The following is a 21,038-nucleotide window of genomic DNA, read 5'->3' on the forward strand; positions in this document are numbered from 1 at the left end:
CCGCCCGGGTTCGCTGCAGAGCGGCTGGTTTGTGACTTGGCTGCAGGGCCCTTGCCCGCCCACCCTCGCAGGACACGCCGCAAGTACGTCCGTATAGGCTCTTTCGCGGCATCCATGCCGCGTAAGGTCCTGCGACGGTGGGCGGGCAAGGACCTGTCGAGATGGTCGGCGTGCATGGTGCAAACAATGCCTGACGTGGATTGCTTGGATAACGGCGCGTCCAATGATCTTCTCAATGCAAGCCGAGCAATGGACAAGCTTTAAGAAAGCGACCTTCAAACTCTCTGGTGCGGTGGCCTCGCCGATTGCGGGACCGTGTGGCGGCATGGATGCCGCCACCGAGCCCCCAGGGATGGGTTCACGGCGTGTCCCGCGAGCGGTGAGGCCACCGCGCGCTCGACCAACCAGCCTGTTGACTGCGTCGCAATGCCAGCCGGCAAATCCCGAGAACCCTTCCGCAGGCAGCGCCAAGGGTTCACACGTCGTCGAACACATCGCTGACCGGCGACCGATCTAGCGCGCCTGATCTGCCGCGCAGGTTTCCACCGCTCAGGCCGTCGCGCCCGCTTCGCGTGATCCAGTGCACAGCCGGCAAAAATCCGGCGCGGGTTTGGCACGGCACGTGCATATACCCACCCGTACCCGGAACACATTCCCGGGTCTAACGAGGAATCGGGTCATGAATCAGGCTTTGTGGGTCGCCAAAACCGGACTGGATGCGCAGCAGACGCGCATGTCGGTCATTTCCAACAACCTGGCCAATACCAATACCACCGGCTTCAAGCGCGATCGTGCGGCGTTCGAAGACCTGTTGTATCAACAGGTGCGTGCGCCGGGCGGCTCCACCTCCGCGCAGACGCAGCTGCCGACCGGCCTGCAGCTGGGTACCGGCGTGCGGGTGGTCTCCACCTTCAAGGGCTTCGACCAGGGCAGCCAGCAGCAGACCGGCCGCGCGCTCGACGTGATGGTCAACGGCCGCGGCTTCTTCGAAGTGCAGATGCCTGACGGCACCTCGGCCTATACCCGCGACGGCACCTTCCAGATCAATGCGCAGGGCGAGCTGGTCACCAACAGCGGCTACCCGCTGCAGCCGGGCATCCAGATCCCCGAAGGCGCGCAGTCGCTGACCATCGGCAACGACGGCACCATCAGCGTGACGCTGGCCGGCCAGGCCGCCGCGCAGGAAATCGGTGCCTTGACGCTGACCGACTTCATCAATCCCTCGGGCCTGCAGTCCAAGGGCGAGAACCTGTTCGTCGAAACCACCGCCTCCGGCCCCGCGCAGAACGGCACCCCTGGCCTCAACGGCCTGGGCAACACCGTGCAGGGCGCGCTGGAAGGCAGCAACGTCAATACGGTGGAAGAACTGGTGAGCATGATCGAGACCCAGCGCGCCTATGAAATGAATGCCAAGGCGATCTCCACCACCGACTCGATGCTCGGCTACTTGAACAACAACGTCTGATCGGCCCGCCGGTCGCTGCCCTCTCAGGAACCCACGCCATGTCACGCCTGCCTTCCCTTTCCTCCCTGTGCCTCGCCATCGCCTGCAGCGCGCTGCTGGGCGGCTGCGTGGCGGCCGGCGATGTGCGGCCGTTCGCCGAACTGGCGCCGATCGTGCCGGTGGTCGCGCCGGTGGCGCAGCCCACCGCCGGGGCGATCTACGCCGCCGGCCCGAGCCTGAATCTGTACGGTGACCGCCGCGCCCGCGATGTCGGCGATCTGCTGACGGTGAACCTGGTGGAAAGCACCACCGCCTCGTCCACCGCCAACACCAGCGTCAGCAAGGCCGACACCGTGGACATGAGCACGCCCACGCTGCTCGGCGTTCCGCTCACCGTCAACGGCACCGATGTGCTGCGCAACTCCACCAGCGGCGACCGCACGTTTGCCGGCAAGGGCAACACCGCGCAGAGCAATCGCATGCAGGGCAGCGTGACCGTCACCGTGATGCAGCGCCTGCCCAACGGCAATCTGGTGATCCAGGGGCAGAAGAACCTGCGCCTGACCCAGGGCGACGAATTGGTACAGGTGCAGGGCATCGTGCGCGCCGCCGACATCGGCCCGGACAACACCGTGCCTTCGAGCAAGGTGGCCGACGCCCGCATCGCCTACGGCGGCCGCGGCGCGATCGCGCAGTCCAACGCGATGGGCTGGCTGAGCCGCTTCTTCAATTCCCGTCTGTCGCCCTACTGAGCCTGCGACCATGAATCTGTCTTCCCTGCCCTTCCGTCTGCTGGCTGCCGCTGTGGCGGTCTGCGCGATCGCCGCGCCGGCCTCGGCCGAGCGCATCAAGGATCTTGCCCAGGTCGGCGGCGTGCGCGGCAACGCGCTGGTCGGTTACGGCCTGGTGGTCGGCCTGGACGGCAGCGGCGACCGCACCAGCCAGGCGCCCTTCACCGTGCAGAGCCTGAAGAACCTGCTCGGCGAGCTGGGCGTCAATGTTCCGGCGAACGTCAATCCGCAGCTGAAGAACGTTGCGGCCGTGGCCATCCATGCCGAACTGCCGCCGTTCGCCAAGCCCGGCCAGCCGATCGACATCACCGTGTCCTCGATCGCCAACGCGGTGTCGCTGCGTGGCGGCTCGCTGCTGATGGCACCGCTGAAAGGCGCCGACGGCCAGGTCTATGCGATGGCGCAGGGCAACCTGGTGGTCGGTGGCTTCGGCGCGCAGGGCAAGGACGGCTCGCGGGTGTCGGTCAATATTCCCAGCGTCGGTCGCATCCCCAACGGCGCCACCGTCGAACGCGCCTTGCCGGACGTGTTTGCCGGCAGCGGCGAGATCACCCTCAACCTGCACCAGAACGACTTCACCACCGTCTCGCGCATGGTCGCGGCGATCGATAGCAGCTTCGGTGCCGGGACCGCGCGTGCGGTGGACGGCGTGACCGTGGCAGTGCGCTCGCCGACCGATCCCGGCGCGCGTATCGGCCTGCTGGCGCGGCTGGAAAATGTCGAACTCTCTCCGGGCGATGCACCAGCCAAGGTGGTGGTCAACGCACGCACCGGCACGGTGGTGATCGGCCAGCTGGTGCGGGTGATGCCGGCGGCGATCGCGCATGGCTCGCTCACCGTGACCATCAGCGAGAATACCAATGTCAGCCAGCCGGGCGCCTTCAGCGGCGGCCGCACCGCGGTGACCCCGCAATCGACGATCACGGCCACCTCCGAAGGCAGCCGCATGTTCAAGTTCGAAGGCGGCACCACGCTCGATCAGATCGTACGCGCGGTCAACGAAGTGGGCGCCGCTCCCGGCGACCTGGTGGCCATCCTGGAAGCGCTCAAGCAAGCCGGTGCGCTCACGGCGGAGCTGGAGGTGATCTGACATGCGTATCGCAGCCTCGCCCATTGATCTCAACCCGAGCACCAAGGCCGATCCCGCCAAGATCGACAAGGTCTCACGTCAGCTCGAGGGACAGTTCGCGCAGATGCTGGTCAAGAGCATGCGCGATGCGAGCTCCGGCGACCCGATGTTTCCGGGCGAAAACCAGATGTTCCGCGAGATGTACGACCAGCAGATGGCCAAGTCGCTGACCGACGGCAAGGGGCTGGGCCTGTCGGCGATGATCTCCAAGCAGCTGAGCGGCGACACCAGTGGCCCGGCGTTGAATACCTCGCTCAGCACCGCCGATGCCGCCAAGGCCTATGCGCTGGTGGCCGGCAAGCGCGACGCCTCGTTGCCGCTGCCGGCCCGTGATGGGGCTGCGGGCAGCGTCGGTGCAGGCATTGGCAGCGCGGCAGGCATCGGCGCAGGCGGCCTGGGCGGCATCGGCATGAGCCAGGTGCTGGATCTGATCGCCGGGCGTACCGGCAGCAGCGAAGCCGGCAGCGACGATGCGGCCGCGCTGAGCTGGCCCTCGGCCAACGATCGCTGGGCCGACGTGGCCGCCAGCGACGCCGCCGATGCCAACGCCGCGGTCAATGCGAGCGCGGCGAGCAGCGCCGCTGCGAGCCTGGGCGAGCGCACCCCGGAAGGCTTCGTGGCCAAGATCTGGACGCATGCGCAGAAGGCCGCGCGCGAACTGGGCGTGGATCCGCGTGCACTGGTGGCGCAGGCAGCGCTGGAAACCGGCTGGGGCCGGCGCGGTATCGGCAATGCCGGCAGCTCCAACAACCTGTTCGGCATCAAGGCCACCGGCTGGAGCGGCGACAAGGTCACCACCGGCACCCACGAATACGTCAATGGCGTCAAAACCACCGAAACCGCCGATTTCCGTGCCTACGGCTCGGCCGAGGAAAGCTTTGCCGACTACGTGCGGCTGCTGAAGAACAACAGTCGTTACCAGCCCGCGCTGCAGGCCGGCACCGATATCAAGGGTTTTGCACGCGGCTTGCAACAGGCTGGATACGCCACCGATCCGGGCTACGCAGCCAAGATCGCGGCGATCGCCAACGGTCCGACCATCGACCGTGCGGTAGCCGCGATCGGCAACGCGGCGGCCGACCTGTCCAACCGCTATGCCAGCACCGCCGAGCCTGCCGGGCTCGGCACCGTCCGTCGTTGAGGTAAACGCCCATGTCCATCATGTCCACCGGGACCAGTGCGCTGATCGCCTTCCAACGGGCGTTGTCGACCGTTAGCCATAACGTCGCCAACATCAATACCGAAGGCTACAGCCGCCAACGTGTGGAATTTGCAACGCGCACGCCTACCGACATGGGCTACGCGTTCGTGGGCAATGGCGCCAAGATCACCGACGTCAGCCGGGTGGCCGACCAGCTGGCCACCTCGCGCCTGCTCGACAGCGGCGGCGAGCTCTCGCGGCTGCAGCAGCTGTCCTCGCTGTCCAACCGCGTCGACAGCCTGTACTCCAACACCGCCACCAATGTGGCCGGGCTGTGGTCGAACTTCTTCGATTCCACCAGCGCGGTGTCGTCCAATGCCTCGTCCACGGCCGAGCGGCAGAGCATGCTCGACAGCGGCAACTCGCTGGCCACGCGTTTCAAGCAGCTCAACGGGCAGATGGACAGCCTCAGCAACGAGGTCAACAGCGGCCTGACCTCCTCGGTGGACGAAGTCAATCGCCTGACCCAGCAGATCGCCAAGATCAACGGCACCATCGGTAGCAGCATCGACAGCGCCTCGCCCGACATGCTCGACCAGCGCGACGCGCTGGTGTCCAAGCTGGTCGGCTACACCGGCGGCACCGCGGTGATGCAGGACGGCGGCTTCATGAATGTTTTCACCGCCGGCGGCCAGGCCCTGGTGGTGGGAACCACCTCGTCCAAGCTGACCACCGTCGCCGACCCGTATCAGCCGACCAAGCTGCAGGTGGCGATGCAGACCCAGGGCCAGAATGTCAGCCTCAGCACCAGCTCGCTGGGCGGGCAGATCGGCGGCCTGCTGGAGTTCCGGACCAGCGTGCTGGAACCGACCCAGGCCGAACTCGGTCGCCTGGCCGTGGGCATGGCCAGCACCTTCAACGCCGGTCACGCGCAAGGCATGGACCTGTACGGCGCGATGGGCGGCAACTTCTTCAACATCGGCACGCCCACCACTGCCGCCAATCCCAGCAATACCGGCAGCGCGTCGCTGAGCGCCAGCTTCAGCAACATGTCGGCGGTGGATGGGCAGAACGTCACGCTCAGCTTCGACGGCACTGCGTGGAAGGCCACCAACGCCAGCACCGGGTCGGCGGTGCCGATCAGCGGCGCCGGCACCCCGGCCAATCCGCTGGTGCTCAACGGCGTCAGCCTGGTGGTGGGCGGCACGCCGGCCAACGGCGACAAGTTCCTGCTGCAGCCCACCGCAGGGTTGGCCGGCAGCCTGTCGGTGGCCATCACCGACCCCTCGCGGATTGCCGCGGCCACCCCGGTCAAGGCGACCGCCACGCTCGCCAACCTGGGCACCGGCAAGATCAGCGACGTCAAGGTCACCAACGCGCAGAACCCGGCGCTGCTGACCCCGGCCTCGGTGGAGTTCATCGACGCCAACCAGTACACCATCGATGGCAGCGGCCCGTTCGCCTACACCGCCGGCCAGACCATCAGCGCCAATGGCTGGAGCTTTGCGCTGGACGGCGCGCCCAAGGCCGGCGACACCTTCGGGGTCGGCCCCACCGGCGCCGGTTCCAGCGACAACGGCAACGTCAAGCTGCTGGCCAAGATCGACGACGCCAAGGCGCTCAGCGGCGGCACGGTCACGCTCAACGGCGCGCTGTCGGGCCTGACCACCTCGGTCGGCTCGGCTGCGCGCGCGGCCAGCTACGCCTCGGATGCGCAGAAGGTCATCAACGACCAGGCGCAGGCCAGCCGCGACTCGATTTCCGGCGTCAACCTCGATGAGGAAGCCGCCAACATGCTGAAGCTGCAGCAGGCCTACCAGGCCGCCGCACAGATGATTTCCACCGCCGACACCATCTTCCAAGCCATCCTGGGCGCCGTACGCTGATGACCGACCGTATCTCCACCAGCATGATGTACAGCCAGTCGGTGTCGTCGATGACGGCCAAGCAGTCCCGGCTGAGCCAGATCCAGGCCCAGCTCGCCAGCGGGCAGCGCCTGGTCACCGCCAAGGACGACCCGGTCGCCGCCGGCACCGCGGTCGGCCTGGATCGCGCGCTGGCGGCGATCACGCGCTTTGGCGAGAACGCCAACAACGTGCAGAACCGGCTCGGCCTGCAGGAAAACGCCCTGTCGCAGGCCGGCGACAAAATGGCGCGCGTCACCGAATTGGCGGTGCAGGCCAACAATTCCTCGCTCAGCCCCGACGACCGCAAGGCGATCGCCTCGGAACTGACCGCGCTGCGCGACAGCATGGTCAGCCTGGCCAACAGCACCGACGGCACCGGGCGCTATCTGTTCGGCGGCAGCGCCGATGGCAGCGCACCGTTCATCAAGAGCAATGGCGGCGTCACCTACAACGGCGACCAGACCCAGAAACAGGTCGAGGTGGCGCCGGACACCTTTGTCAGCGACACCCTGCCCGGCAGCGAAATCTTCATGCGTATCCGCACCGGCGACGGCACCGTGGATGCACACCCCGACAACGCCAATACCGGCACCGGCCTGCTGCTGGATTTCAGCCGTGATGCCAGCACCGGCAGCTGGAACGGCGGCAGCTACAGCGTGCAGTTCACCGCCGCAGACACCTACGAGGTGCGCGACAGCACCAATACGGTGGTCGGGACCGGCACCTACAAGGATGGCGAAGACATCAACGCGGCCGGCGTGCGCATGCGCATCAGCGGTGCACCGGCGGTGGGCGACAGTTTCCAGATCGGCGCCTCCACCACCAAGGACGTGTTCTCCACCATCGACGACCTGGTCGGCGCGCTCAATTCCGACACCCAGACCCCGCCGCAGAAGGCGGCGATGATCAACACGCTGCAGTCGTCGATGCGCGACATCGCACAGGCCTCGTCGAAGATGATCGATGCGCGCGCCTCCGGCGGCGCGCAGCTGTCGGCGATCGATAACGCCAACTCGCTGCTCGAATCCAACGAGGTCACCCTCAAGACCACCCTGTCGTCGATCCGCGACCTGGATTTCGCCTCGGCGCTCGGGCAATACGAACTGGAGAAGGCCTCGTTGCAGGCCGCCCAAACGATTTTTCAGCAGATGCAGTCGTCGTCGTTGTTTAACCTGATCCGCTGATTTTCCGCAGAAAACCCACATTTTCTGCACGCCTGCGCGCGCGCACCTGCGCAGGCCGACGGAGTTTATTCGTCAAAAGTTATACCAACGCTAAAGATCGACGGGGTGCTGCCGAATAAACCAAACCCCTTGCTACACAACGCTTCCGTATTTCGTCCTGCAGCAGAAAGACAGCAAAAAAACACTGGATTTCGCTAAAGGTTCCCGACGCAACGCCGTTATTCATCTCAGCAGCGGCAACGGCCAACTTGATGGCCCCCCTGCGGAGGCTCCGGGCAAGTCCCCCTTGCCGGAAAAATCGCTTAGGAGAAATCAAAATGGCACAGGTAATCAACACCAACGTAATGTCGCTGAACGCTCAGCGTAACCTCAACACCAGCAGCGCGAGCATGTCGACGAGCATCCAGCGTCTGTCCTCGGGTCTGCGCATCAACAGCGCCAAGGACGACGCCGCAGGTCTGGCGATCTCCGAGCGCTTCACCACGCAGATCCGCGGCCTGGACGTTGCCTCGCGCAACGCCAACGACGGTATCTCGCTGGCCCAGACCGCCGAAGGCGCGATGGTCGAAATCGGCAGCAACCTGCAGCGTATCCGCGAGCTGTCGGTGCAGTCGTCCAACGCCACCAACTCGCCGACCGACCGTGACGCGCTGAACTCCGAAGTCAAGCAGCTCACCGCCGAAATCGACCGCGTCGCCAACCAGACCAACTTCAACGGCACCAAGCTGTTGAACGGCGACTTCTCCGGCGCGCTGTTCCAGGTCGGCGCCGACGCCGGCCAGACCATCGGCATCAACAGCATCGTCGACGCCAACGTCGATTCGCTGGGCAAGGCCAACTTCGCTGCCGCCGTTTCCGGCGCTGGCGTGAGCGGCACCTCCACCGCCTCCGGCTCGATCAGCGGCATGAGCCTGTCGTTCAAGGACGCCAGCGGTGCGGCCAAGAGCGTCACCATCGCGGACGTCAAGGTCGGCGTCGGCGAGAGCGCTGCCGACGTCAACAAGAAGGTGGCTGCCGCGATCAACGACAAGCTCGACCAGACCGGCATGTACGCCTCGATCAAGACCGACGGTACGGTGCAGATCGAATCGCTGAAGGCTGGCCAGGACTTCACCTCGCTGACCGCCGGTACCTCCAGCGCCGCAGGCATCACCGTCGGCGCCGGCATCACCACCGCCTCGGCCGCTTCCGGCTCCACCGCTTCGACCCTGAGCACCCTGGACATCTCCACGTTCTCCGGCGCACAGAAGGCCCTGGAAATCGTCGACAAGGCGCTGACCGCGGTCAACTCCTCGCGCGCCGACATGGGTGCGGTGCAGAACCGCTTCACCTCCACCATCGCCAACCTGAGCGCAACCTCGGAAAACCTGTCGGCCTCGCGTAGCCGTATCCGCGACACCGACTACGCCAAGGAAACCGCCGAGCTGACCCGCACGCAGATCCTGCAGCAGGCCGGTACCGCGATGCTGGCCCAGGCCAAGTCGGTTCCGCAGAACGTGCTGAGCCTGCTGCAGTAACCGGCAGCGCGTCGCAGCAGGTCCAAAGCCCCTCTCCGGAGGGGCTTTTTTGTGGTCGCAGATATTTACAGCCGCAGGGATTCGACACGATCGCGCAGCACGGGTTTCTGGCGCGGGTTTCTTGACGCATCGTCGGCATGGAAATTGCATCACCCAACCTCGTGAGCGAGACGGGCTCGCCGCCGCTAAAGTCCTCGCCGAGGCGGCCGATACCCGTCTCGTAATCCCATGCGTCCATCCTTGCTTGGACGCCCAGACGAGGAATGCAACATGGCATCGGTGATCAGCACTTCCGGCTCCGGTCTGGACATCCCCACCGTGGTGTCCACCCTGGTTTCCCGGCAGAAAGACCCGGAGCAGGCGCGCATCAACAAGGCCGGAGCCGCTGCGACGACGCAGCTGTCGGCGATCAGCCAGATCAAGAGCAGCATGACCACGCTCAAGTCTGCGCTGGACAAGGTCATCAGCAGCGCCGACACCAATGCCTACAAGGCAACGGTGCCCACCGATGCCGGCTTCACCGCCACCACCACCAGCTCGGCCGCGCCGGGCAACTACTCGGTGGAAGTGGTCTCGCTCGCCAGCGCGCAGAAGCTCGCCTCCGGCGCGTTCGTCGCCGATGCCACTGTCGGCAGCGGCACGCTGACGATCGGGTATGGCGACAAGAAGATCACCGTTGACATCAGCGGCACCGACAAGCTCACCGACATCGCTGCGGCCATCAACAAGGCGGCCGGCGGCAAGGGCGTCAACGCCAGCGTGGTGACCGCCAACGACGGCCAGCACCTGGTGTTCAACGCGGTCGACTCCGGGACCAAGGGCGCGCTGACCGTCAGTGCCAGCGACCCGAGCCTGAGCAGCCTCACCTACGGCCCCGGCGTCAGCGGCGGCCTGACCCAGTCCGTGGCCGCAACCGATGCGTTGGTGCGCGTGGACGGCTTCGAACGCACCTCCAGCTCCAACACCGTCACCGACATCGTGCCGGGGGTGGTGCTCAACCTCACCAAGGCCGCCGAAGGCACCAAGGTCACGTTGGGCGTTGCGGCCGACACCAGCAGCCTCAAGGCCAATCTGACTGCGTACGCCGCCGCCTACAACACCGCCAACACCTTGCTGGCCAAGAGCAGCGCCTACGACGCCACCACCAAGACGGCCGCGGCACTCACCGGCGACTCGCTGGTGCGCGGCCTGCAGCAGCAGCTGCGCGGCCAGGTCAGCGGCAACCTCATCGAACTCAAGGGGCTCGGCCTGACCATCGACAAGGATGGCGTGATGAGCTTCGATGGCGGCAAGTTCGATACCGCCATCGCCGAGGACGGTGGTGCCGCCGCCGAGGTGTTCGGCAAGGACAGCAAGTTCGGCTCGGCCATGACCAAGCTGCTCGACAGCAACGTCAACGCCAACGACGGCACCCTGACCATGCGCTCGGACAGCCTGAACAAGCAGATCAAGGGCTACGAGTCTGACCTGGACGACCTCGACGCGCGCATGACCAAGCTCAGCGATCGCTACACCGCGCAGTTCACCGCGATGGAAACCATGATCAGCAAGCTGCAGAGCAGCACCAGTTCGCTCAGCAGCCTGCTGACAGGCTGATTTTCGTGATCACGATCCTCAAGTCCCGCAATGGTCTTGCCGATACAAGAAGGGCCTATCGTGATATCGGCCTTGCCTTCCGGCAGGAGCGTCGTCGCCCGAGCGCAGCGCTCCGGGACCCGCGAAGGTCAGCCCATTGAGGAGTCATCCATGTACGGTTCCAATCGTCAGTATGCCGAGCAATACCGCAAGGTCGGCGTGTCCACCAGCGTGACCGAAGCCGACCCGCACAAGCTGGTGTCGCTGCTGTTCGCCGGCGCCTGCCAGCGCATCCGCCTGGCCCAGGCCTGCCTGGCGCAGGGCGACCAGGCGCGCAAGGGCAAGGCCATCGGCGAAGCCTGCGCGATCGTCGGTCACTTGAACGGTTCGCTCGATCACGAAGCCGGTGGCGAGATCGCTGGTAACCTGTCGGCGCTCTACGACTACGTGATGCAGCGGCTGACTGCCGCCAACCTGCACAACGACGAAACCGCGTTGACCGAAGCGCTGGAGTTGCTCAGCGAAATCGACTCGGCGTGGAATTCCATCCCCCTCGATCAACGCGGCCTTTCTGCCGTTTCGTGAGCCAGACCATGCATAGCGCGCAGAGCCTTCAGGCCGAAATCGCCGACATCCGCCTGGCCATGGCGCAGGAGGAATTCGAGGTGATGCCGTTCATGCTGGACACCCACGATCTGCACCTGCGCGAGTACGCGCAACAGGCGGACCTAGACCAGGACCGCGAAGCACTGCAGGCGCTGCAGGCCATGCAGCAGGATCTGATGCGGATGATGCTCGAGCGCCGACGCAAGTTGCTGGACCTGATCCGCGCGCAGCGGACGTCCTCCTCGGCCAGCCGCGCCTACGCCCGGGTCGGGCGGATCTGATGCCCCCGCTCGGCACACTCGCGCCATCGGCCGATGCCGCGCTGTTCGCCGACACGCTCAGCTGCGAAGTGCGTCTGCCGGCCGGCTTCCGCGCCGGCAGCGATGCCGGCCCGCACGGCGCTGCGGAAACCCTGCTGCGCAGCCTGGGCCAGGTGGAAGACCTGCGCAGCGAAGACACCAGCGAAGACCGTGGCGAGCTGCCGCTGCTGGTGCAGCGCATGGACGCCAAGCTCGACCTGATGCTGGCCCTGATCGGCCGTCTGGTGCAGCAGGGCGACAGCGGACTGATCCAGGCGAACGTGCAGTGGTCGGTGCGCGGAATCCGCCTGAGCTGCGCAAGCAGCCATCCGCCGGGCACGTTGGGGAGTGTTTGCCTGCAACCGTCCGACTGGCTTCCTGAACTGGTACAGCTTCCTGCCGAGGTCCTGGCAAGCGCAAGTGATGGTCACGACCATTGGCTTTGGCTGCGGTTTGCGCCGCTTTCGCCAGGCTTGCAGGAGGCGCTGGAACGTCATCTGTTCCGTCTGCATCGCCGTCAGATCGCCGACGCCCGCCGCCAGCGCTGATACCACCTGTTGGCGCGGGGCGCCGGGTCGGCTAAGGTGCCCTTTACTGAAAAAGGTCTCTTCTGCGCCGTGCGAGTCATCATCGTCGACGATCACACCCTTGTCCGTGCCGGCTTGTCCAGGCTGCTGCAAACCTTCGCCGGCATCGATGTCGTGGGTGAGGCCAGCAACGCACAGCAAGCCCTGGACATGACATCCCTGCACCGGCCTGATCTGGTGTTGATGGATCTGTCCCTGCCCGGCCGCAGCGGCCTGGATGCCATGACCGATGTGTTGCGCGCTGCGCCGCGTACGCACGTGGTGATGATGTCGATGCACGACGACCCGGTGCACGTGCGCGATGCGCTGGATCGCGGCGCGGTCGGCTTCGTGGTCAAGGATGCCGCGCCGCTGGAGCTGGAGCTGGCACTGCGTGCAGCAGCGGCCGGCCAAGTGTTCCTGAGCCCGCAGATTTCGTCCAAGATGATCGCGCCGATGCTGGGCCGCGAAAAACCGGTCGGCATTGCCGCCTTGTCGCCGCGCCAGCGCGAGATCCTGCGCGAGATCGGCCGCGGCCAGAGCAACAAGGAAATCGCCGCCGACCTCGGCATCAGCGTCAAGACGGTGGAGACCCACCGCGCGCGCATGATGGAATCGCTCGGTTGCCGGCGTGCCAACGATCTGGTGTTGCTGGCGGCCAAGCATCACAACGAACTGGTCTGAGGGCCGGCCGCCGGGCGATGACCGGAGGCGGCCGCCAGCGACCAAAACAGTGACGGGATTCCGGCGAGCACGCTTGGGTCCGTCTTGTACGTCAGGGAATTCCCCACGCGCTGTCAGGAAAATCACGAATTGCCTCACGCGATTCCCTGATTAGAAACCCGTCGCCTTGTCCTGCAAGATGCGTTCCATCGCTGCCACGTGCGGCGCCTTCCGGAAGCGCTTCGATGAAGACGACCATTTCCGCCCAGCTTGGCCAGCAACTGCACCTGACCCCGCAGTTGCTGCAGTCGATCCGTCTGTTGCAGTTGGACGGCATGCAGTTGGAACTGGAAATCCGTCGCGCGCTGGAAACCAATCCACTGCTGGAGCTGGAAGAGCTGGCCGACAGCGACGCCGTCGCGAGCAGCGACGATGGCGCCTCCGACGTCGCCGCCTTCGACGAACTGCCGGAAAGCACGATGTGGGACGTGCCGAGCAGCAGCTGGAACGATGGCGACGACGACCGCATGCAGCGCGTGGCAGCCGGCGAATCCACCGACCCGCACGTGCGCATCCTGCGCGAGCTGGCACTGGACCTGGACGAGGCCGCATTGGGGGCCGCCGCGTTCTGGCTGGAGCAGACCGACGACGCCGGCTATCTGACCGAGGCCCTGGCGACGCTGCAGCAGCTCGGCGCGACCCGTCTTGGTATGACCGTGCAGGCAGTGGAAGCGGTCCGTCAGCGCCTGCTGCACGGCGACCCGGCCGGCCTGGCCGCCTGCGACCTGCGCGAGTGCCTGCAGGCCCAGCTGGGCGCCCTGCCCGGCCGCGTGCCGGCGCGTCATCTGGCCGCGCGCATCCTTGCCGGCGACCTGGACCTGCTGGCCAGCCACGACTATCCGCTGCTGGCGCGCGCGCACGATGCCGAAGTGGACGATGCACGCGAGGCGGTCCGGCTGATCCTGTCGCTGCAACCGCGCCCCGGCGATGACCTGCTGCAGGAAAGCAACGCCAGCGTGATTCCGGACGTGCTCGCCTGGCATGCCGACGGCAGCTGGCGGGTGGCATTGAACCCGGCCACAACCCATCGGGTGAGCATCAACCCCGTGCATGAGCGTGCACTGGCCGAGGCCGGCGACGCCACCCAGCCGCTGCGCGACATGCTGCAGGAAGCGCGCTGGCTGACCCGCGGGCTGTCGATGCGCTACGAGACCCTGCTGCGTGCCACGCGCGCCATCGTCGAGCGCCAAGCCACGTTCCTGGTGCGCGGTGAGGAAGCGATGGCACCGCTGACGCTGAAGGAAATCGCCGATGAGATCGGCATGCACGAATCGACGATTTCGCGCATTACCACCGGCAAATACATCCAGACCCCGCGCGGCACCTTCGAGCTCAAGCACTTCTTTGCGGTGCGCCTGGAAGGCGCCAGCGTTTCCGGTCAGGCGGTCAAGGCGATGGTGCGCCGGCTGATCGAAAGCGAGCCGGCCGGCCGGCCGCTGGCCGACGAAGCCATCGCCGGGCTGTTGTCGCGCCAGGGCGTTAACATTGCCCGTCGCACTGTGGCCAAGTACCGCGAACAACTCGACATCGCCCCGGCACGCGAGCGCCGCCGCACCAACAAACCGCCGCTTGCCCGGGCAGGATAAGGATTACTATGAGCAAACTCACCGTGCTGCTGGTCGACGACCACGAGGGCTTCATCAACGCTGCGATGCGTCATTTTCGCAAAGTGGAGTGGCTCGATATCGTGGGCAGTGCCGCCAATGGACTGGAAGCGATCGAGCGCTCTGAGTCGCTGCGCCCCAATGTCGTGCTGATGGACCTGGCCATGCCGGAGATGGGCGGGCTGCAGGCAACGCGTCTGATCAAGACGCAGGACGATCCGCCGTATATTGTCATCGCGAGCCACTTCGACGATGCAGAGCATCGTGAACACGCTCTTCGCGCGGGTGCTGACAATTTTGTTAGCAAGCTGTCCTATATCCAGGAAGTCATGCCAATCCTGGAGGGCCTGACGGTAAGGAGCCAGGAATGAGTGAGTCCCGCATTCTGTTGATCGACAGCGATGCCGTGCGCGCCGAGCGCACCGTCTCGTTGCTCGAGTTCATGGACTTCAATCCACGCTGGGTCACCGACGGCGCCGACATCAATCCTGGCCGCCATCGCCATGACGAGTGGATGGCGGTGATGGTGGGCTCGGCGCAGGATGCCGCACAGGCCGACAAGTTCTTCGACTGGCTGGCCGATGCCAAGCTGCCGCCACCGGTGTTGCTGATGGAAGGCAGCCCGAGCGCGTTTGCGCAGGCCCACGGCCTGCACGAAGCCAATGTCTGGACGCTGGACACGCCGCTGCGGCATACACAGCTGGAAGCCTTGCTGCGCCGTGCCAGCCTCAAGCGCCTGGATGCCGAGCACCAGGCCGGCGTGCAGCAGGACACCGGCCCAACCGGCAACAGCGAGGCGGTGACCCGCTTGCGCCGCCTGATCGACCAGGTGGCCGCCTTCGACACCACGGTGCTGGTGCTGGGCGAATCGGGGACCGGCAAGGAGGTCGTGGCACGCGCCATCCACCAGCATTCGCCACGGCGCGACGGACCGTTCGTGGCGATCAACTGCGGTGCGATCCCGCCGGATCTGCTGGAAAGCGAGCTGTTCGGCCACGAAAAAGGCGCCTTCACCGGCGCGCTGAGCACCCGCAAGGGCCGCTTCGAAATGGCCGAGGGCGGCACCCTGCTGCTGGACGAGATCGGCGACATGAGCCTGCCGATGCAGGTCAAGCTGCTGCGCGTGCTGCAGGAGCGCAGCTTCGAGCGCGTCGGCGGGGGCCAGACCATCCGTTGCAACGTGCGCGTGATCGCCGCGACCCACCGCAACCTGGAAACCCGCATCAGCGACGGCCAGTTCCGCGAGGACCTGTTCTATCGCCTCAACGTGTTCCCGATCGAGATGCCGGCGCTGCGCGAACGCGTCGACGACCTGGCCATGCTGGTGCAGACCATCGCCGGGCAACTGGCACGCACCGGACGCGGCGAAGTGCGCTTTGCCGACGAGGCCCTGCAGGCGCTGCGCAGCTACGACTGGCCGGGCAACGTACGCGAGCTGACCAATCTGGTGGAGCGCCTGGCGGTGCTGCATCCAGGCGGTTTGGTACGCGTGCAGGACTTGCCGGCACGCTACCGCGGTGATTTTGCCTCGGCCATTGCGGTCGAGCCCGTGCCGGAGCCGGCACTGGTTGCCGCCCCCGTCGAAGCCGTCGCGCTGCCGGGCAATGTCGTGACCCTGCAGCCTGCGACTGCCGATGCCGAGCCGGCGACCAGCTCCAGCCTGCCCGACGATGGCATCGACCTGCGGGGCCACATGGCCAACATCGAGCTGGCGCTGATCAACGAGGCGCTGGAACGCACCCAGGGCGTGGTGGCGCATGCAGCGCAGCTGCTCGGCCTGCGCCGCACCACGCTGGTGGAAAAGCTGCGCAAGTACGGCATCGATCGCGAGCAGACCGAGCTGGCGAACTGAGCGGGGCGCATTCCTGGCCCCGCTTGCTGGCACGGCACTTGCTTCAGCAGGATCACACCGTCCGCAGCCGTCGGCTGCGGCGCAATCCCGACATTCACCAGCACCTGCCGAGGCATTGATGCCCATCCCCGTCACCAGCCCGCTGCTGCCGCCGCTGGAAGAATTTCTGCCCTACCTGGAGCAGATCTGGGACAGCCGCATTGTCAGCAATGGGGGTGACATGCATCGCGCCTTCGAACGCGCGTTGTGCGAGTACCTGGGCGTGCCGCACCTGGCCCTGCTGACCAACGGTACCACCGCGTTGATCACCGCCCTGCAGGCGCTGCGCATCACGGGGGAGGTGATCACCACGCCCTACTCGTTCGTGGCCACTGCGCATTCGCTGTTGTGGAAAGGCATCACGCCGGTGTTCGTGGATATCGACCCGGTGACGCTCAACATGGATCCGTCCAAGATCGAGGCGGCCATCACCCCCCAGACCACCGCCATCATGCCGGTGCACTGCTACGGCACTGCCTGCGACACCACCGCCATCACCCGCATCGCCGACATCTACAACCTCAAGGTGATCTACGACGCGGCGCATGCGTTCGGGGTGCGCGACGAGGGTGGCTCGATCCTGCGCCACGGCGACCTGAGCGCGTTGAGCTTCCACGCCACCAAGGTATTCAATACCTTCGAAGGTGGCGCCATCGTCTGCCCAGACGAACGCACCTACCAGCGCATCGGGCATCTGAAGAATTTCGGCTTCGTCGATGAGACCACGGTGGTGGCACCCGGCATCAACGGCAAGATGAATGAGATCAGCGCGGCCTTCGGCCTGCTGCAGCTCAAGCACATCGACCATGCCATCGCCCAGCGCAGCGCCATCGACGCGCAGTATCGGCAGCGCCTGAGCGATATCCGCGGCGTGCGCTGCGTGGCGCGGCCAGATCATGCCAGTGCCAACTACGCGTACTTTCCGATCCTGGTGCAGGACGACTACCCGTTGTCGCGCGATGCGCTGTATCAGTTGATGCGCGAGCACGGCATCCTGGTACGGCGCTATTTCTATCCGTTGATCAGCGATTTTCCGATGTATCGCGCCCTGCCCTCCTCGGCGCCGGCACGGCTGCCGGTCGCGCGCTCGGTGGCCGCACAGGTACTGTGCCTGCCGATCTTTCCTGGCCTGACCCGCGACCAGGTCGATACCATTGCCGATCTGATCGCCAGGCAACAGGCGACATGACGGCAACCCGCTGCACGCTTTTTTCAGACTCCCGCATCTTCAACAGGCAACCAGGCGAGATCGCATGACCCAGGCAACGTTTATCGAGAACTTCATCGCCGCCACCGACTTCCAGGAGCCGGTCGAGGTCACCGCCGACACCGTGCTACTCGAACTCCCGGAATGGGATTCGCTGGCCGCACTGGGCGTGATCGTGATGTTCGACATGGAGTACGGCAAGACCATCACCGGCGAGGACCTGACCGCCGCCGTCACCGTCGGCGATCTCTACAAACTGACCGAGGCGTAAGCAGCATGCCGACCTCCACGCTGCACAACGTCCGCTTCGCCGGCATGGCGACCTGCGTGCCGAAGCGGGTCGTGTCCAATCTCACCGATTGCCGGCCGCAGATCCGCTCCGAGCGCGAGCGGCTGGTGCGCAACATCGGCATCGAGACGCGCCGCATGGCGTCGGAGTGGCAGTGCTTTTCCGACATGGCCTTCGATGCGACCGAGGTGCTGCTGGAAAAGCTGCAGTGGAAGCGCGAAGAGATCGATGCGTTGATCGTGGTGACCCAGTCGCCGGATTATCCGATCCCGGCCACCGCGATCATCCTGCAGGACCGGCTGGGGCTGTCGCACGCCACGGTTGCCTTCGACGTCAACCTGGGCTGCTCGGCCTACCCGTTCGGCATCAACCTGCTCGGCTCGATGATCGCCGCCGGCGGCGCCAAGAAGGGCCTGCTGCTGGTCGGTGACCGCAGTGCCACGCTGGAAGATCCAATCTTCTCGGATTCCGGCACCGCCACCGCGCTGGAGTTCAGCGCCGACGCGCCGCCGATGCATTTCGACCTCAACAGCGATGGGAGCGGCTACAGGGCGATCATCCTGCCGGTGGGCGGCCACCGTGAACCGGTCGGCATCCAGCACTTGGTGCCGTACCGCGACGAGGCGGATGGTGCCTGGAAGCGTGGCGTGGACCTGATCCTGGACGGCGTGGCAGTGCTGAGCTTCTCCACCCAGCGCATCCCGCCGGCAGTGCAGAAGCTGCTTGAGTATGCGGGCGTGTCCAAGGAGGAGATCGACTATTTCGTGTTCCACCAGGCCAACCGCATGATCAATGAGACCATCCGCAAGAAGCTCGGCCTGCCGGTGGAAAAGGTGCCCTCGACGTTGCGCGACTTCGGCAATACCAGTGGCGCCTCGCTGCCGGTGACCATGACCGCACGCATCAACAAGGACCTGGAATCAGGGCGCAAGCGCGTGCTGCTATGCGGCTTCGGCATCGGGCTGTCGTGGGGCACCTGCCTGCTCGACATCGAAGGGGCCACTTTTCCAGATCTCATCGAATCGTGAGCATTGCTCCCGACCCCTTCGCGCTTGCCGGCAAACGCATCCTCGTCACCGGCGCTTCCTCGGGTATCGGCCGCCAGATCGCGATTTCCTGCGCCGAGCTGGGTGCCCAGCTGGTGATCAGCGGACGTGACCGTGTGCGGTTGACGTCGACCCTGGAGGCGTTGCCAGGCGACGGGCACATGGCAATCGCGGCAGACCTGGACCGGCAGGAGGACATCGACCGTCTGGTCGCCGAGGTCGGCGTGTTGGACGGGATGGCACATGCGGCCGGGATCTCCCGGCTGGTGCCGCTGCGCCTGGTCAACCGGGCGCATCTGGACACCATCTTCTCCAGCAACACGTTCGCACCGATGCTGCTGACACGCGGCCTGCTGGCAAAGAAGCGCATCGCCGCAAACGGCTCGCTGGTGTTCGTCGCTTCGGTCGCTTCGCACATCGGGCCAATGGCGAGCAGCGCGTACGCGGCCAGCAAGAGTGCCCTGCTCGGCATGGTGAGATCGCTGGCGCAGGAAGTTGCCAAGAACGGAATCCGTGCCAACTGTATCGCCCCGGGCTACGTGCGCACACCGCTGCTGGACGGCCTGCAGGGCAGCGGCGGCAACATGGAAGGGCTGTTCGAACTGACACCGCTGGGTATGGGCGAGCCGGAGGATGTCGCTTACGCCGCCACGTTCCTGCTGGCCGATGCGAGCCGCTGGATCACGCGTACCTATTTCGTGGTGGACGGCGGCCTCACGGTGCCGATGGATATCTACGCATGACTACCCCGGCACGCACTGCGTTCTCGCTCGAGGGCAAGACGATCCTGGTGACGGGAGCGTCGTCGGGGCTCGGCCGGCAGATCGCCATTGCCTGCGCACAGCGAGGCGCCCGCATCATCCTGGCCGGCCGCGACACGGACCGCCTCGCGCAGACCCGGGCGCAGTTGCAGGGCACGGGCCATGTCGGCGTGCTCGGCGACCTGACCAGCGCCGCCGACCGCGAGGCGCTGGTTGTCTCGGCAGGCGCGGCGGTGCATGGCGTGGTGCACTGCGCAGGCATGCAGAAGCATTGCCCGATCCGGCAGCTGACCGAGGCGGCGATGACCGAGATGTACACGGTCAATTTCCTCGCTCCGGTAATGCTGACGCAGCGCCTGCTGCAGGCAAACGCCATCGCCCCGCAGGGCTCGATCGTGTTCATGCTGTCCACTGCCGCGCACCTTGGCACGCGCGGCGTGGGGCCGTATTCGGCGATGAAGGCCGGCCTGATCGGCATCATCAAGTGCCTGGCGCTCGAACAGGCAAAGCGCAGGATCCGGGTCAACGGCATTTCCCCCTCGGCCGTGGTCACGCCGATGTGGGGCGCCGCCCAACTCGAGGCGCAGAAGGCGCGGCATCCGCTGGGCCTGGGCGAGCCGCAGGACGTCGCCAACGCCGCGATCTACCTGCTGGCCGACGCCAGCCGCTGGGTCACCGGGACCAGTCTGGTCATGGACGGCGGCTCGATCCTATGACCCATCCGGTCTTGATCATCGGTGCCGGCGGATGGGGTCGCGAGGTCTTGGCGCAGATGCAGGGCGATCCGGCGTGTGGAACGCAGTGGCGTCCGGTGGGCTTCCTCGACACGCGCCCGCAGATGCTGGACGGTCACGGCTGCGATCTGGCCATCGTCGGCAGCCCGCTCGCGTACCAGCCGCGGGACGAAGAGCGCTTCGTCTGCGCGATCGGCGATCCGCATGCGCGCCAGCGCTATGCGCAGCCGCTGCTGGCGCAAGGCGCGCAATTCATTCCGGTCCTCACCGGTGCATTCCTGAGCCCGCGCGTGCGCATCGGCCAGGGCTGCTTCCTGTGCCATCGCGTGCAGCTCAGCCCCGACGTGTGGCTGGGCGACTTCGCCAATGTGCATGCCAACACCATGCTTGGGCACGACGTCCATGTCGGTGACTACGCGCAGATCGGTGCGATGACCTTCATCGGCGGCGGCGCGCGGATCGGTGAGCGTGCCATCGTGCACCCGCACGCCACCATCCTGCCCGGCATCCACATTGGCGTCGGCGCCGTGGTCGGTGCCGGCGCGGTCGTGGTCAAGGACGTGCCGGCCGGCGCCAGCGTGTTCGGCAACCCGGCCCGGATCATCTACCACAAGGATTCCTGAG

At 66.0% G+C, this 21,038-nt stretch carries 21 protein-coding genes; all 21 read left to right on the forward strand.

The genetic code is table 11. The features are described 5' to 3' along the window. The first annotated feature begins 679 nt into the window (after positions 1 to 679). Positions 680 to 1,465 carry a flagellar basal-body rod protein FlgG gene (gene flgG, locus CPBF1521_RS12045; protein ID WP_016901723.1) on the forward strand — a complete coding sequence of 262 codons (786 nt, stop codon included), beginning with the start codon at positions 680 to 682 and terminating at the stop codon, positions 1,463 to 1,465. 38 nt (positions 1,466 to 1,503) lie between these two features. Further along, the gene (gene flgH, locus CPBF1521_RS12050; RefSeq protein WP_104582678.1) at positions 1,504 to 2,196 is read left to right on the forward strand and encodes a flagellar basal body L-ring protein FlgH; all 693 of its coding nucleotides are present in this window, start codon (positions 1,504 to 1,506) and stop codon (positions 2,194 to 2,196) included. A gap of 10 nt (positions 2,197 to 2,206) precedes the next feature. Beyond that, a complete protein-coding gene (locus CPBF1521_RS12055; RefSeq protein ID WP_104582679.1) occupies positions 2,207 to 3,325 on the forward strand; it encodes a flagellar basal body P-ring protein FlgI in 1,119 nt (372 codons plus the stop codon). A 1-nt stretch (position 3,326) separates the two neighbouring features. Next, positions 3,327 to 4,505: a flagellar assembly peptidoglycan hydrolase FlgJ gene (gene flgJ / locus CPBF1521_RS12060; RefSeq protein ID WP_115677161.1), complete on the forward strand. Its 1,179-nt coding sequence runs from the start codon at positions 3,327 to 3,329 to the stop codon at positions 4,503 to 4,505. 11 nt (positions 4,506 to 4,516) lie between these two features. Next, positions 4,517 to 6,391: a flagellar hook-associated protein FlgK gene (flgK, locus tag CPBF1521_RS12065; RefSeq protein WP_104648709.1), complete on the forward strand. Its 1,875-nt coding sequence runs from the start codon at positions 4,517 to 4,519 to the stop codon at positions 6,389 to 6,391. Beyond that, positions 6,391 to 7,596, forward strand: a complete 1,206-nt coding sequence (gene flgL, locus CPBF1521_RS12070; RefSeq protein WP_115677162.1) for a flagellar hook-associated protein FlgL — start codon at positions 6,391 to 6,393, stop codon at positions 7,594 to 7,596. Before flgK ends, flgL begins: the two co-directional genes overlap by 1 nt. A gap of 317 nt (positions 7,597 to 7,913) precedes the next feature. Beyond that, positions 7,914 to 9,113: a flagellin gene (locus CPBF1521_RS12075; protein WP_104648707.1), complete on the forward strand. Its 1,200-nt coding sequence runs from the start codon at positions 7,914 to 7,916 to the stop codon at positions 9,111 to 9,113. Between the two features lie 270 nt (positions 9,114 to 9,383). Next, positions 9,384 to 10,709: a flagellar filament capping protein FliD gene (fliD, locus tag CPBF1521_RS12080; RefSeq protein ID WP_104582684.1), complete on the forward strand. Its 1,326-nt coding sequence runs from the start codon at positions 9,384 to 9,386 to the stop codon at positions 10,707 to 10,709. 150 nt (positions 10,710 to 10,859) lie between these two features. Continuing rightward, positions 10,860 to 11,273: a flagellar export chaperone FliS gene (gene fliS, locus CPBF1521_RS12085; protein ID WP_104537438.1), complete on the forward strand. Its 414-nt coding sequence runs from the start codon at positions 10,860 to 10,862 to the stop codon at positions 11,271 to 11,273. Positions 11,274 to 11,281: 8 nt separating this feature from the next. Further along, entirely contained in the window at positions 11,282 to 11,575 is a 294-nt protein-coding gene (locus CPBF1521_RS12090) for a hypothetical protein (RefSeq protein WP_115677197.1), read from the forward strand. Continuing rightward, the gene (locus CPBF1521_RS12095) at positions 11,575 to 12,141 is read left to right on the forward strand and encodes a PilZ domain-containing protein (RefSeq protein ID WP_115677163.1); all 567 of its coding nucleotides are present in this window, start codon (positions 11,575 to 11,577) and stop codon (positions 12,139 to 12,141) included. The genes CPBF1521_RS12090 and CPBF1521_RS12095 overlap by 1 nt, the downstream gene beginning before the upstream one ends. A 69-nt stretch (positions 12,142 to 12,210) precedes the next feature. Then, the gene (locus tag CPBF1521_RS12100) at positions 12,211 to 12,843 is read left to right on the forward strand and encodes a response regulator transcription factor (protein ID WP_003482986.1); all 633 of its coding nucleotides are present in this window, start codon (positions 12,211 to 12,213) and stop codon (positions 12,841 to 12,843) included. A 224-nt stretch (positions 12,844 to 13,067) separates the two neighbouring features. Further along, positions 13,068 to 14,468: an RNA polymerase factor sigma-54 gene (rpoN, locus tag CPBF1521_RS12105; protein ID WP_115677164.1), complete on the forward strand. Its 1,401-nt coding sequence runs from the start codon at positions 13,068 to 13,070 to the stop codon at positions 14,466 to 14,468. Between the two features lie 8 nt (positions 14,469 to 14,476). Then, positions 14,477 to 14,857, forward strand: coding sequence for a response regulator (locus CPBF1521_RS12110; RefSeq protein ID WP_104582687.1), 381 nt, complete (start codon positions 14,477 to 14,479; stop codon positions 14,855 to 14,857). Then, a complete protein-coding gene (locus CPBF1521_RS12115) occupies positions 14,854 to 16,338 on the forward strand; it encodes a sigma-54 dependent transcriptional regulator (RefSeq protein WP_104582688.1) in 1,485 nt (494 codons plus the stop codon). The genes CPBF1521_RS12110 and CPBF1521_RS12115 overlap by 4 nt, the downstream gene beginning before the upstream one ends. Before the next feature lie 118 nt (positions 16,339 to 16,456). Beyond that, positions 16,457 to 17,566, forward strand: coding sequence for a DegT/DnrJ/EryC1/StrS family aminotransferase (locus tag CPBF1521_RS12120; protein WP_104582689.1), 1,110 nt, complete (start codon positions 16,457 to 16,459; stop codon positions 17,564 to 17,566). 64 nt (positions 17,567 to 17,630) lie between these two features. Beyond that, a complete protein-coding gene (locus CPBF1521_RS12125) occupies positions 17,631 to 17,855 on the forward strand; it encodes an acyl carrier protein (protein ID WP_104582690.1) in 225 nt (74 codons plus the stop codon). 5 nt (positions 17,856 to 17,860) lie between these two features. Continuing rightward, positions 17,861 to 18,901, forward strand: coding sequence for a ketoacyl-ACP synthase III (locus tag CPBF1521_RS12130; protein ID WP_115677165.1), 1,041 nt, complete (start codon positions 17,861 to 17,863; stop codon positions 18,899 to 18,901). Continuing rightward, entirely contained in the window at positions 18,898 to 19,662 is a 765-nt protein-coding gene (locus CPBF1521_RS12135; RefSeq protein ID WP_104648702.1) for an SDR family NAD(P)-dependent oxidoreductase, read from the forward strand. The genes CPBF1521_RS12130 and CPBF1521_RS12135 overlap by 4 nt, the downstream gene beginning before the upstream one ends. Continuing rightward, complete coding sequence (locus tag CPBF1521_RS12140) at positions 19,659 to 20,396, forward strand: SDR family NAD(P)-dependent oxidoreductase (protein WP_104648701.1); 738 nt, start codon at positions 19,659 to 19,661, stop codon at positions 20,394 to 20,396. Before CPBF1521_RS12135 ends, CPBF1521_RS12140 begins: the two co-directional genes overlap by 4 nt. Then, positions 20,393 to 21,037 carry a NeuD/PglB/VioB family sugar acetyltransferase gene (locus tag CPBF1521_RS12145; RefSeq protein WP_104582694.1) on the forward strand — a complete coding sequence of 215 codons (645 nt, stop codon included), beginning with the start codon at positions 20,393 to 20,395 and terminating at the stop codon, positions 21,035 to 21,037. The genes CPBF1521_RS12140 and CPBF1521_RS12145 overlap by 4 nt, the downstream gene beginning before the upstream one ends. Position 21,038 lies beyond the last annotated feature (1 nt).

The organism is Xanthomonas euroxanthea, from assembly GCF_900476395.1.
In the GTDB taxonomy this organism is placed as follows: domain Bacteria; phylum Pseudomonadota; class Gammaproteobacteria; order Xanthomonadales; family Xanthomonadaceae; genus Xanthomonas; species Xanthomonas euroxanthea.